General features: G+C 63.8%; 11 protein-coding genes and 1 tRNA gene. 8 read left to right on the top strand and 4 right to left on the bottom strand.

Annotated elements, in window-relative coordinates; translation table 11 throughout:
* Positions 1-16: 16 nt before the first annotated feature.
* Positions 17-1087, bottom strand: coding sequence for a cell division protein ZapE (gene zapE / locus ACF8R4_RS01020; RefSeq protein WP_392491502.1), 1071 nt, complete (start codon positions 1085-1087; stop codon positions 17-19).
* A 275-nt stretch (positions 1088-1362) separates the two neighbouring features.
* Between zapE and ACF8R4_RS01015 the strand changes: the two genes are divergently transcribed.
* Positions 1363-1437: transfer RNA gene (locus ACF8R4_RS01015), tRNA-Gln, on the top strand.
* Between the two features lie 111 nt (positions 1438-1548).
* Here the strand turns inward: ACF8R4_RS01015 and ACF8R4_RS01010 are convergent.
* Genes ACF8R4_RS01010 through ACF8R4_RS01000 form a run of 3 tightly spaced genes read right to left on the bottom strand, consistent with a single transcriptional unit; the run spans position 1549 to position 6676 of the window.
* Positions 1549-3936, bottom strand: a complete 2388-nt coding sequence (locus ACF8R4_RS01010; RefSeq protein ID WP_392491500.1) for a response regulator — start codon at positions 3934-3936, stop codon at positions 1549-1551.
* A gap of 13 nt (positions 3937-3949) precedes the next feature.
* Entirely contained in the window at positions 3950-4411 is a 462-nt protein-coding gene (locus ACF8R4_RS01005; RefSeq protein WP_016714727.1) for a response regulator, read from the bottom strand.
* Positions 4412-4426: 15 nt separating this feature from the next.
* Entirely contained in the window at positions 4427-6676 is a 2250-nt protein-coding gene (locus ACF8R4_RS01000; RefSeq protein ID WP_060498278.1) for an ATP-binding protein, read from the bottom strand.
* A gap of 253 nt (positions 6677-6929) precedes the next feature.
* Between ACF8R4_RS01000 and ACF8R4_RS00995 the strand changes: the two genes are divergently transcribed.
* The 7 genes from ACF8R4_RS00995 (at position 6930) to ACF8R4_RS00965 (ending at position 13271) form a co-directional block, all read left to right on the top strand.
* Positions 6930-7457: a spore coat U domain-containing protein gene (locus ACF8R4_RS00995; protein WP_392491498.1), complete on the top strand. Its 528-nt coding sequence runs from the start codon at positions 6930-6932 to the stop codon at positions 7455-7457.
* Positions 7458-7487: 30 nt separating this feature from the next.
* On the top strand, positions 7488-8024 hold the full coding sequence (locus tag ACF8R4_RS00990; RefSeq protein ID WP_060498276.1) for a spore coat U domain-containing protein: 537 nt from the start codon (positions 7488-7490) through the stop codon (positions 8022-8024).
* Between the two features lie 18 nt (positions 8025-8042).
* Positions 8043-8576, top strand: a complete 534-nt coding sequence (locus ACF8R4_RS00985; RefSeq protein ID WP_060498275.1) for a spore coat U domain-containing protein — start codon at positions 8043-8045, stop codon at positions 8574-8576.
* Between the two features lie 3 nt (positions 8577-8579).
* The gene (locus ACF8R4_RS00980) at positions 8580-9083 is read left to right on the top strand and encodes a spore coat U domain-containing protein (RefSeq protein WP_060498274.1); all 504 of its coding nucleotides are present in this window, start codon (positions 8580-8582) and stop codon (positions 9081-9083) included.
* A gap of 40 nt (positions 9084-9123) precedes the next feature.
* Entirely contained in the window at positions 9124-9900 is a 777-nt protein-coding gene (locus ACF8R4_RS00975; protein ID WP_104835152.1) for a molecular chaperone, read from the top strand.
* Between the two features lie 108 nt (positions 9901-10008).
* Entirely contained in the window at positions 10009-12306 is a 2298-nt protein-coding gene (locus ACF8R4_RS00970) for a fimbria/pilus outer membrane usher protein (protein WP_392491539.1), read from the top strand.
* Complete coding sequence (locus ACF8R4_RS00965) at positions 12303-13271, top strand: spore coat U domain-containing protein (protein WP_060498273.1); 969 nt, start codon at positions 12303-12305, stop codon at positions 13269-13271. The genes ACF8R4_RS00970 and ACF8R4_RS00965 overlap by 4 nt, the downstream gene beginning before the upstream one ends.
* The last annotated feature ends 73 nt before the right edge of the window (positions 13272-13344 follow it).

Genomic DNA, 13344 nt, shown 5'->3' with positions numbered 1-13344 from the left:
TTCAGGCAATGTCGATCTAAAGGGCTACCTGGTGCAGTTGCCCCAACCGGCTGCGGGTTCGCATCAGGTCGGCAAGCGGCCCGCCCAGGCTCTCTTCCAGCGGTCGCTTGCCAATCACCGTCACTTGGCGGTCCTGGTCATACAGCACATCCACCAGGTTCACGAAGCGCTGCTGGGCTGCCAGCGAACATTCCGCCAGGTCATCCAGCCCATCAATGATCCACTCATCGTACTGCTGCGCCAGCACCAGGTAGTCGATCACCGCCGTGGCCTTTTCGCACAAGTCGTCAAACCCGAGCACCACCCGCCGGCCCTCAATGGCCAGTGCGCGTAAGGGGCGCTTGTTCACCTCCAGCATCACCGGCTGTTCGCGGGGCACGTTCAGCGCCAGGCGCTGCGCGGCATCGCCTGGCCACACATAATGGCCCTGGGTGAAACGCTGGTGCTCGCGGTTGGCCGGCAGGCTGCGAAAATCCATATCGCCGCCTACCTCCAGCACTTCCATGGCGCTGTTGATCAGGCGGATCACGGGCAGGAAACGCTCGTGGTACAGCGGGTTGGGCAGCAAGCCTTCAGGGGCGTAGTTGGAGGTCACCAGCAGGAACACGCCACGGCTGAACAAGGCGTTGAACAACCGGGTGAGCAGCATCGCATCGCCAATGTCATGCACATGGAACTCATCGAAGCACAGCACCCGGCAATCGCCCACCAGGTCATCGAGTGTGGCACCCAGTGCATCGTCCAATGCCCGGTGGCGGTGCATGCCCTGGTGCAGGCGGGCAAAGAAGTCATGAAAGTGCAGGCGCAGTTTGGCGTCCACCGGCACCGCCTGGAAAAAGCCATCGAGCAGCCAGCTCTTGCCGCGTCCCACCGACCCGTACAGGTAAAGGCTGCGTGGCTGCCCCTGTTCGAGCTGTGCCAGTTGTGTGGCCATGCACTGGATCACCCGTCGCTGGCCATCACTCAGCTGGTAACCCCGGCTGCGGGCTTTGTCCTCGAACCAGTCGAGCAGTTCACTGTGGTTGGCTTCGGCGCCACGCAGGCGTTGGCCAAGCTGGCGAAGTGGGGCGGGGATCCAGGCAGACAAATGCACAGCTCCTTGGGCGATGGCGGGGCAGCGTGCAGCTTGCCCGAGGGCGGCCATTTTGGCCAATACAGAAAGTGGCCGGCAATGATCGCTTCATGCGATAGGTCTGGCATCAGCGTGGGGGAATATGACTAACTCGCTGTTTTCTGGCAATTTTTTTTCATTAGGGGCTTCACAGATCAAAACTTTGTTGTTAAAGTGCCGCGCATTCCAAGACAACAACCCAGTTGTCACTCAGTTGGAATTGTCAGAGCAGCAAACGCTGCATCCGATACAGGGGCGTCGCCAAGCGGTAAGGCAGCAGGTTTTGATCCTGCCATGCGTTGGTTCGAATCCAGCCGCCCCTGCCATTTTCCAGATTCAAACGTATATCACCCGGTGCTTAGGAAAATGAGCGCTGGTTTTTGTCGTTTTTGTCGTTTTTGCGCGATGTTTGTAGAGCGGCCGTGTGCCGCTCTCAACTAACCTGCAATCCCCAGCATTTCATTTAGCACCCTGGCCAGTTCATCCGCCTGCACGGGTTTCTGGATCACCACGCTGCCCGGTAAATCCAGCCCTTGCAACTCCGCATAGCCAGTTAGAAACACCACCGGCAGGTGCGGGTAGCGGTCACGGGCCGCCAGCGCCAACTGCGCGCCGTTGAACTCGGGCATGGCGAAGTCGGTAAGCAGCAGGTCGATTTCCCCATCCAGCAGGGCCAGGGCCTGTTCGCCGCTGTGCGCCTGGCGCACCTGGTAGCCGTACTGGCGCAACACGTCGCCCAGCATGTCGCGCACCAGGTGGTCATCATCCACCAGCAGTACCGTACGGTTGCAGCCACTGTCGCTGACCGACTGCCTGAGCAGCGGTACGGCCGGTTCGCTCATGGCCTGCTCCTTGACCGCCGGCAGATACACCGCCACTTGCGTGCCACGGCCAGGTACGGTGTCGATGCGCACGCCGCCCCCGGACTGTTTGGCAAAGCCGAACACCTGGGCCAGGCCAAGACCGGAGCCCTTGCCGATGTCCTTGGTGGTAAAGAACGGCTCGAACACCTTGGCCAGCACGTCTTCGCTCATGCCACAGCCGGTATCGCGGATGCTCAGCATCACATACTCCCCAGGCTCCGGGTCTTCGGGGCGCTGCGGGCGGGTATCGATGCGGGTGTTGCGGGTGGTCAGGGTCAGTTGGCCGCCATCGGGCATGGCATCGCGGGCATTGATCGCCAGGTTGAGGATGATCATTTCGGTCTGGGTAGGGTCGGTCAGGGCCTGCCACAGGGCCGGGTCCAGGTCCAGGCGTACCGAGACGTTACCGCCCAAGGTGCGGCTTAACAGTTCTTGCAGGCCGGCCAGGGTGCGATTGAGGTTCAGCGGCACGGGTTCCAGGCGCTGACGGCGGGAAAACGCCAGCAGCTGTGAGGTCAGCTTGGCGCCACGCTCGCCGGCTTCGCGGATGTGGGTGAGGCGCGCGCGGGCTTTGTCCAGGTTGGCCTTGGCCAGGTCGCGCTCGAGAAAGCTGGCGCCGGTGAGGATGACCGTCAGCAGGTTGTTGAAGTCGTGGGCCACGCCTGCGGTCAGCTGGCCGACCGCTTCCAGCCGCTGCATCTGTTGCAGCGCCGCCTCGATGCGTTCGCGCTCGTTGATCTGCTCGCGCAGGCGCGTGTTGGCTTCTGCCAGGCCAAGGGCGGCTTCGCGCTCGCTGGTAATGTCGCGCGCCACCACGTACAGCAAGGTGTCTTCGGGCACCACTACCCACGAGAGCCAGCGCTGCTGCCCACCGGCGTGCTGGATGCGCCCGACGAAGCGGGCACTGGTGCGGCCGTGGGCGAGGGCGGCCAGCTCGGTAAGCAACAGTTCCTGGTCGTGCTCGGGCAGCAGGTGCAGCAAGGAGGACTGGCTCAGACGCTCGCGGGAGAAGCCCAGGCTGGCTTCCCAGGCGGGGTTGAGTGCGACTGGGGTCAGGTCTTTGTTGAGCACGGCCAGCAGGTCCTGCGACAGCTCCCAGGCGCGGTCGCGTTCTCGGGTGCGGCGCTCCACCCGCTCGCCCAGCATCTCGTTGAGCTGGCGCAGCGCCTGGGTGGCCAGGCGCTGGGTGTGGATGTCCTGCAGTACGCCGGAAAAACGCACGCACTGGTCGTTGACGAACTGGCACTGGCCGCTGCTAAGCAACCAGCGTGGCTCCAGCCCGTTGGGTTGGGCAATACGGAACTCGACCCGGTAGTGGCCGCCGCTTTCCGGGCGCATGGCGTGCTCCACCGCCTCGCGCACCAGTGGCAGGTCGTCGGGGTAGATGCCGGCGTAGAACACGTCAAGGCTCATTTCGGTGCTGGTGGGCAGGCCGAACAACGTCTTGCAGCGGTCGTCCCACAGCAGCAAGCCTTCTTGCGGGCGCAGGTCCCAGGTGCCCATGCCGGCGGCGTCGATGGCGATGCGGGCACGGGCTTCGACATCTGCCAGTGCCTCTTCGGCGCGGCGCCGTCGCTGGCGTTCCTGCACCTCGGTCAGGGCCCGGCGCACGGCCTTGGGCAGCAGCGGCAAGTTTTTCTTCAGCACATAGTCGGTGGCGCCGAGGCGGATCATTTCCACCGCGTGCTCTTCGCCATAGATGCCGGACAGGAAAATGAACGGTACGGCTGGCGCCAGGCGTTGGGCGATGGCCAGCACCTCGGTGCCGGACGAGCCTGGCAGCACGCAGTCGCACAGGATCAGGTCATAGTGGGCCTCACGCAGGGCATGTTCGACACCCCCATGGTCGAACACCAGCCGGTGCTGCACATTCAGCCCGCTGCGCTCCAGGCGCATCAGGGTCAGCTCGGCGTCCATCGAGCTGTCCTCGACCATCAGTATTTTCAACGGCGTTTGCTGCATCGTTGCGGCGGCCTCAGTTGCTACCGCGACGGTTCAGCCGCAGTGAGCCGGGTGGCGGTTCGTTGAGCACTGCCCAGAATACCCCGAGGTCGGAGATGGCGGCGACGAATTCCTTGAATTCCACCGGTTTGACCACATACGCGTTCACCCCCAACTCGTAGGCGCGCAGCAGGTCGGGCTCCTCCCGCGAGGAGGTCAGCATGACCGTGGGGATGCTGCGCAGTTCAGGTGTGGTACGAACTGCCTTGAGCACTTCAAGGCCATCGACCTTGGGCAGTTTCAGGTCCAGTAGCAGCACGGCAGGGTTGCCGTCGTCGCGATCGGCATAGGCATTGCGGCGCAGCAGATAGTCCAGGGCATCGGCGCCGTCGCGCAGCACGATGACTTCGTTGGCCAACTGGCTGCGCTCCAGGGCCAGCAGCGTCAGCTCCAGGTCCCTTGGGTTGTCTTCGACCAGCAGGATGGGTTTGAGCATGGTGATAGTGGTGCCTCAGGTGGATGCGGGGTGGTGTGGCAGGGTGAAGTGGAAGCTGGCACCCTGGTCGATCTGGCCAGTGGCCCAGACCCGGCCGTCATGGCGCTCGATGATACGACGTACGCTGGCCAGGCCAATCCCGGTGCCTTCGAAGTCCTCCATGCGGTGCAGGCGCTGGAACACCCCGAACAGCTTGTTGGCGTAGGCCATGTCGAAGCCTACGCCATTATCGACGATGATGATTTCGGTTTCGTCAGGGTGCTGTACCGCGCGGATGCCAATGTGCGCGGGGTTACGGCCACGCGTGTACTTGATGGCATTGGCGATCAGGTTGTGCAAGGCCATGTTGATGAATGCCGGATCGCCGATCACCTTGGGCAGTTCAGCAATGTCCCAAACGATTGCGCGGCCTTCGTAATCCGGTGCCAGCTCGCTGCGAATCGCATCGACCAGCGTGTTGAGGTCGACGTCGGACAGGCGCAAGGCCGAGCGGCCCATTTGCGAGAAGTTGAGCAGGTTGTCCACCAGGCTGCCGGCGAAGTGCGCTGCTTCTCCGATATGCTGAAGGTAGCGCTTGCCGCGTTCGCTCAGACCCAGGCCTTCGATTTCGCCGAGCAGTTCGGTGTAGCCGGCAATGTGCCGCAAGGGGGCGCGCAGGTCGTGGGACACGCTGTATGAAAATGCTTCAAGCTCTTTGTTCGAACGGCGCAGCTCGCCTGCCAGTTGCGCCAGCTCTTCGGCCTTGCGCAACACAATGCCCAGCACCGCGCTGCGCAACTCCATCACGCCCTCGATCACCAGCGGGTCCCAGGGCTCGCAGTAGTCGCGCAGTTCTTCCTGCCAGCGTTCGAAACTGTGCCGCGGGTCGAGGTTGCCCTGCGGCCCGGCCTGCTTGGTCGGCTGGCCAGCCCAGTTCACTGTGCGCACCTGCTCGGGGCGAAACCACAGCAGGTAGTGCGAGTGGATCTGCGAGATGGCCACCGCCAGCACACCGCCCGCATGGGCGGCCAGCTCGGGCAGGTCGGTGATGTCACGGCGCAGGTTGTCACTGTGGAACACGGTGTCTGCACCGCGCTGGCCAAGCCAGTGTACCAGCGCGGTCACCTGGGCTTCGGGCGGGGTCTTGCCGATCAGGTCGCAGCGTTCGGCCGAGATCACGGCGGCACCCTGCGCATCGGCAAAGGCCAGTAGCACATGGGGCAGGTCGCGCAGGCCGTCGCTGACGCTGTCATGGTCGGCCATGGACGAGATCATGCGCACGATGTGTTGGCGCAGCGCCAGCAGCTTGCGTGTGCTGGCATGCGCCTCGCGGGACTCGATCTGCAGCGACAGCACGCTGGCCAGCAGCTCGCTGGCCGTGCGGGTACGCAGGTCCACTGCGCGCGGCTGCTCATGGTGGCAGGACACCAGCCCCCACAGTTCACCGTCGACCACGATCGACAACGACATCGACGCCAGCGTGCCCATGTTGCGCATGTATTGCAGGTGCACCGGTGACACGCTGCGCAGCGTGGCAAAACTCATGTCCAGTGCCTTGCCGGTACGCGGGTTGGTGGCCGGGTGCAGGGGCGAGGGTTGGTAGTTGGCATCTTCGATCACGCGTATGCGGTTCATCCGGTACAGCTCGCGCGCCTGGCGCGGGATGTCTGCAGCCGGGAAGCATAGGCCCAGGTAACGGGGGTAGCCCGGGTCGGCCACCTCGGCCAGCACCTGGCCGTTGCCATCGGCATCGAAACGGTACGCCTTGACCCGGCCAAAACCGGTGATGCGCTTGAGTTGCAGCACCGTTTGCTGCAGCAGGTCTTCAAGGCTGCTGGCCAGCTGAAGGCTGCCAACGAAGCTGCGCACCAGTGGGTAGTAGTCGCCTTGCCCGACCAGGTCCGGTGGCAGGCGTGGGGGTTCGAGCTCGGCCACCAGCACGTCGTCGTGACAGTGCACCAGCAGGTGCAACGGGGTGCTGAACGGCGCGCCTTGGCGCAAGCGCACGTCGCCTATGTGAAAAGGGAAGATTTCATCGTCGGGTATGCGCGCGAGCTGCGCGCGTAGGTCAAAACCGTCGCCGACCAGGTGGGTGAATTGGCAACCGATCAGTTCCCGGGCCGGCAAACCCAGCCACTGTTCGACATTTTCACTGGCCTGCAGCACGCACAGGTCGGTGGCATCCAGCACCAGCAAGAAACCGTGGGGCTGGATGCTGCTCGGCACGTGGATCGGTTCCCGGGCACAGCGTTCCATGGCTTCTTCCAGCGTGTTGTCTGCAGTCATCAGTGAAAACGCTCCTGTCTTGTCCGTCCCTGTATGGCACAGGATAAGGTGTGTCACCCTAACAGAATATCAGCAGTTTTACCGGCCTCTGGCCATTGGAGGCATTGGGTAGCGAGGGGTTCTACGCGGTGCTGGTTTTTTTTGACGGGGCGGTATCGCTTTATCGCTAATACAAAAAAATGGCTTGATGCCACCACGGTCGCGCTGCCTCGCTGCTACGCTCAATTCAGGACGTAACGACAAGGATAATAAGGTGACGGAGCGCTTGGTGGCCGTGCTGTTGGGCCTGTTGTTCAGCGGCAGTACCGTGGCAGCGGATTTTCTCGTGGAAGTGCGGGTACTGGTGCAGCGTGGCTGCATGCTGGTGACCCAGGCACGCGATGCGGGAGCCCAGGCGCTGGGGCGGATCGACCTGGGTGCGACGGCGCGTCTGGACGGCCTTGGCGCGCCTTTGAGCGGGGTTCTGCTGAGCCAGCGCCCGCCGCGCCTGGAGTGCAACCCGGGCACCCCTTATCAAGTGCGCGTCGACGGCGGCCAGCATGGCGGCGTTGGCGAACTGCGTTACCTGGCCAGCGACGACCGCACGGCCCGGCCCATACCTTATCGCTTGTACCGCGATGCTGCCTGGCGCGACCCCTTGGAGGTTGGCGTGGCCCAGTCGGCGCGGGTGCCAAGCAGTGGCTCGGTCGAGCTGCCGCTGTATGCGCGTGTCGACAAACTGGCCTGGGTGCCGGATGCAGGGCTGTACGCCGACCTGCTCAAAGTCACGGTCACCTGGTAGGGATATCACCATGCACAAGGACGCGATGCCATGAAGCGCACTTCGATCCTGTTGCTCACCCTGGGGCCACTGCTGGTACCCGGTAGCACGGCGCATGGCAGCACCACCGGCTTCATCCAGGCGAGGCTGGTCATCAGCGCGGCCTGCCAGATCAGCAGCAACGAAACGCAACCGGCCGTGCTTGGCAACCCGGGTGTACTGGACTTTGGCGAGCGCGGCCCGAACTGGGACCAGCCGCTGCGTAGCCGGGTTGACGAAGCGAGCGGCGAGGGCAGCCTGCAGATCAGCTGCACACCCGAGGTTCGGGCCTTCAACGTACGGATCAATGGTGGCCTGAATGGCGATGATGGTATTCGCCGCCTGAGCAACGGCCGTGAACTGATCCCTTATCAACTGGCGGTCGACCCGGGCGGCAATAGCCGCTACGTCATCGGCCAGGCACGCGCTTTCACCATCAACAGCGCCCGGCAGATCCCGATTCCCATCTACGGTGTGGTAGTGGCGCAACCCCGCGCGCTGCCGGCCGGGCTGTACCGCGACACCCTGAGAGTGACCCTGGACTGGTAACTACGCAAGGAGACTCCGATGCGAACGAACCTTTCATGCTGCATGCTTGCAGGCCTCGGCCTGGCGCTGGCCTCTCCGGCACAGGCCGCCACGGTGACCGGGAGCATTACCTCGACGTTGACCCTGATTGCCGCATGCCAGGTCAATGGCGGTACGGCGACATCAGGGCTGAATTTCGGCGCGCTGAACTTCGGCACCGTGGATGCCTTGTTCACCAGCGCCAATGCTCAGGTACAGAGGAGTGGTGGCGGTGCCATGAGCATTCTGTGCTCGGCGGGTGCGATCCCTGTGATCAAGGTGCGCGCCGGCCTGCATGATGGCCAGTCGAGCGGGGGGACGCGGGCGCTTGCCGATGGCGCTGGCAATTTTGTGCCCTACGACCTTTATACCGACTCCGGTGCTTCGAACTTGCTGGCGATCGACGGCACCATCACGTTACCAACCAGCACCGGCGCGGCCCAGACGGTCAATCTTTACGGCAGGGCGGTGGGCAAGGCCGGTTTGCCACCCGGGACCTACACCGACACTATTTCGGTTGAGCTGTCGTTCTGAGCCATGCGCCGCTGGTTGACGTGGGGCCTGACCGGTACCGGCCTGTTGCTGGCCACCCCGCTGAGTGCGGTGACCACCAGCACCTTCACGGTGACGGCTCAAATCGTTGCCGGCTGCCTGGTGATGGGCGGCGTCACCAACTACGGGGCGCTGGACTACGGCACGCAGTCAGCGTTGTCCACCAGCACACTCAGCACTTCGCTGGGCGGCAGCACGGTGACGTTCCAGTGCACGCCAGGCGTGGCCATGAGCATGAGCCTTGACGGGGGGCAGAACAGTGCCAGCGGCACACGCAACCTCAAGCGTGCGAGCGGGGCACAATTGCTGGCCTACCAGTTGTACCGGGACGCGGCCTTCAGCCAGAGCCTGGGGATCGGCCAGAGCGTGGCCGTGAGCTATTCCGACCCGACGGCGATCAAGCTGCCGGTGTACGGGCGGGTCCAGCTGACCGGCACCCTGCCGGCAGGGACCTACACCGATGTGGTGCAAGTGACGGTGACCTGGTAGACGCCAGCGCCAGCAACGACAAGTGTCTAAGGAGAGCTGCATGCGGGAAGGCGCGAAGTGGGCGCATGGATTGATCGGATTGTTGTGGCTGGCAAGCTTGCCGGCAGGGGCGGCGACGTCGGTGCTGATCTGGCCGATCGACCCGGTGCTGGAAGCCGACCAGAAGGCCGGTGCCCTGTGGCTGGAAAACCGTGGCACTGCGCCGGCCAACTTGCAGGTGCGCGTGTTTGCCTGGCGCCAGGGTGATTACCAGGAGCAGTTCCAGGCGCAGCGCGAAATCATAGGCAGCCCGCCGGTGGCCAACATTGCGCCGGGGCAAAAGCAGCTGATCCGCCTGACCCGCACCGGCCCCTCGCCAGCCGGCCAGGAGCAGGCCTACCGCATCATCATCGACGAAATCCCGTCCGCCCTCCCTGTCGAAAAGGCCGAGCCTGGCGCAACAGCGGCCATCCGCCTGCAGATGCGTTACTCGGTGCCTTTGTTCGTCTACGGCGAGGGGCTGTGGGGCAAGGCCGACCCCGAGGGCAAGCGTAATGTCGAGGGTGTGGGCAAGCCGCAGCTCAGCTGGCGCCCCGTGACCGTGCAGGGCAAACCCTACGTTGAGCTGCGTAACACGGGCCCGGTGCATGCGCGCCTGACCGATGTGGTGGTGCAGCAAGGCAGCCAGAGCAAACCGTTGGCCGAGGGCTTGCTGGGCTATGTACTGCCAGGTGCCAGCATGCGTTGGCCGGCACCCGTGGCGCCCGGCAGCACCAGCGTGCTCAAGGGGCGGGTCAACGGCCAAGGCTCGGCGGACGCCATCCGCCAAGGCCAATGAGCCAGCAACTGAATGCAGTGCATGGGCCAGGGAGGACCCGGCAATGGTTGGAAACCGTGTGTGAAGTGGCTGACGGCGATGACGCACCGCTGGTGCCTGGGGCTGGCCGTGGTCAGCCCTGGGCTGGCGCTGGCCGACGGCCTGCCCCCGCCGCCCACGGAGATGTCCGCCATCGCCGATGCCACGCTGTACCTCGACCTGCTGGTGAACCAGATGCCCAGGGCTGAACTGGTGCCGGTGCAGCAGCGGGCCGGGCAGTTGTACCTGGACAGCGAGGTATTGCGCGCGGCGGGCATCTCGCTGCCGGGCAACCCTCAGGGCGAAGTGGCCCTGGAGCGCATCGTGGGGTTGCATACCGACTACGACAGCCAGAATCAACGCCTGCTGCTGCAGGTGCCGCCAGCCTGGCTGCCAGACCAGCAGCTGGGCGACCGCAACCTGTACCCGGCCAGCGATGCCCGCAGCAGTTTCGGCGCCTTGTTCAACTATGACCTGTACCTGAATGACACCGACGACGGCGGCACCTACCTGGCGGCCTGGAACGAGCTGCGCCTGTTCGACAGCTGGGGCACCTTTTCCAGCACCGGGCAGTGGCGCCAGTCGTTCAATGGCGTACAGGCGGACGCCACGCGGCAAGGCTTCATGCGCTACGACACCACCTGGCGCTTCACCGACGAGCAGCGCCTGCTGACGTATGAGGCGGGTGATTTCGTGACCGACGCCTTGCCCTGGAGCAGTTCGGTACGCGTGGGCGGCTTGCAGTTGTCACGTGACTTTGGTGCGCGCCCCGACCTGGTCACTTACCCGTTGCCAGCGTTCGCAGGGGAGGCGGCAGTACCAACGTCGCTGGACCTGTTCATCAACGGCTACAAATCCAGCACTACCGAGCTACAGCCAGGCCCTTACACCTTGACCAACGTGCCCTTCATCAATGGCGCGGGGGAGGCGGTGGTCGTTACTACCGATGCGCTGGGCCGGCAGGTGTCGACCACCTTGCCGTTCTATGTAACCAGTAGCCTGCTGCAGAAAGGCCTGTCGGATTATTCGGTGGCCGCAGGCAGTTTGCGCCGTGATTACGCCGTACGCGATTTCGCATACGGCCCAGGCGTTGCGTCGGCCAGCTTGCGTTACGGCGTCAGCGACAGCTTCACCCTGGAAACCCACGCCGAAACCGCTGAGTCGCTGGCATTGGGTGGCCTGGGCGGCAACATGCGGCTGGGCAACTTCGGCGTGCTTAACGCCGCGTTGGCGCAAAGCCGGTTTGACGGTGACAAGGGCCACCAGGTCGCCTTGGGTTATCAGTACAACAGCCAGCGCATTGGCTTCAGCTACCAGCGCCTGCAACGCCATGGGGACTATGCCGACCTGACCCGGGTCGATGCCCCGGACATGCAACTGAGTAAAAGCAGCGAGCAGGTCACCCTCAGCCTCAACCTGAACGAGTATGGCAGCGTCGGCGCCGGTTACTTCGATGTGCGCGCCGGTGATGGCACGCGTACCCGGTTGATCAACCTGAGTTACAGCAGGCCGCTGTGGGGCAGCAGCAGTGTGTACCTGTCGGCCAACCGCGAGGTGGGCGACAGCCATTGGGCGGTGCAGGCGCAGTTGGTAATCCCGTTCGACCTGCATGGCACCCTGGCGCTGGGCATGGAGCGCAGCAAGGAAGGCGAGCGCCTGCAACGGGTCAACTACAGCCGTGCGGTGCCGGTAGGTGGCGGTGTTGGTTACAACCTGGGGTATGCCGCAGGCAGTGATCGCGATGCCTACCGCCAGGCCGACGTCACCTGGCGCCTGCAGTCGGTGCAGCTGCAGGCTGGTGTGTATGGCAGCAGCGGCGGAATGACCCGCTGGGCCGACGCCAGTGGCTCGCTGGTGTGGATGGACGCCGGGCTGTTTGCCGCCAACCGCATCGACGACGCCTTTGTGGTGGTCAGCACGGCGGGGTATGCCGATGTACCGGTGCGCTACGAAAACCAGGAAGTCGGCCGCACCGATGCCAAGGGGCACTTGCTGGTGCCGTACAGCAGCGGTTACTACCGGGGCAAGTACGAAATCGACCCCATGAACCTGCCGCCGGATGTCCTCGCATCGGACGTAGAACAGCGCGTGGCGGTACGCCGGGGCAGCGGCTACTTGCTGGAGTTCCCGCTCAAGCGCGTGATGGCGGCCAGCGTTGAGCTGGTGGACGCAAACCAGCAGGTACTCAAGTTGGGCAGCCGCGTTACCCACGAGCAAAGTGGCGGCCAGGCGGTGGTGGGCTGGGACGGCCTGGTCTATCTGGAGAACCTGTCGCCGCACAACCGCTTGCAGGTAGAGATCGAAGGGGGCGGGCATTGCGAGGTGGAATTCGACTTGCCGCAAGCACAGGGCTCGGTCCCCTTGATTGGCCCGTTGGTGTGTAAATGAAGGCCGGCTGGGGAGGGTTGTGGGCGGGCGCCATGCTGTTGTTGGCGGGCTCGTCCTGGGCCAAGTGCACGTCAGTGGCCACCTTGCCAGCGGCGTTTGGTGCGCTTAACTCTACCCAGGTGCGCGGCACGTCACAGTCGGCGTCCAGCGCCAACTCGGGGTTGCAGTGCAACGGCTCGGTGCTCAGCGTGCTCAGTAACACCGACTCCTTTGTAATAAAGATCACTTCCACCACCAGCGGCCTGGTAGGGCCAACCGGCGATGTCATCCCCTACACGCTGTATGCCGACGCCACCACCACCTATCCGATCGCCCGTGGCACGCCCTTCGAATTCAGGACCACCGGCATCCTCGATTTGCTGGGCTTGCTCAACGGTACGCCCAAGGCTGTTCCGATCTACATGCGCACTCAGACCGGCGCTAATGTTGCAGCGGGGCTTTATCAGGAAACTCTCAATGTCGAGTGGACCTGGAAGTACTGCGATGGGATTGGCCTTGGCGGTTTATGCATAGGGTATGACCAAGGTAGCGATTCCAAACCCATGACAGTGAGCCTGACGGTGACCAACGATTGTCAGATCACCACCCCCAACATCAGCTTCAGCAGTGCGCCGGTGGTGTCGGGGTTCGGTACGGTAAGCCAGGGTATCAACGTGTCGTGCACCAAGGGCAGCAGTTACACGGTGGGGCTGGATGACGGGCAGAACGTGTCCGGTGGGCGGCGGCGAATGAAGTCATCGGCCAACAATTACCTGGCCTACGACATTTTCAAGAGTGCAGGGACGGTGCGCTGGGGATCGTCAGGGGCGGCGCGACGTGCCAGTGCCGATGCGGACGTGAATCCAGGGGCGGGTACCGGCACTGGGAGCCAGGTGTTCAACTATAACGCCAAGGTCTACACGGACCAGGCTACGCCGCCAGCGGCGACCTATTCCGACAGTGTGATACTGGATGTGCAGTTCTGACTGAGCCTGACGCGGTTTTCTGTTGCGGCAACGGTTTTGAGGGTTTGCGCGATCACTGTGGGAGCGGGCTCGC

Source organism: Pseudomonas sp. FYR_2, from assembly GCF_043106425.1.
Lineage (GTDB): Bacteria > Pseudomonadota > Gammaproteobacteria > Pseudomonadales > Pseudomonadaceae > Aquipseudomonas > Aquipseudomonas monteilii.
This window is presented reverse-complemented; position numbering and strand designations above follow the sequence as displayed.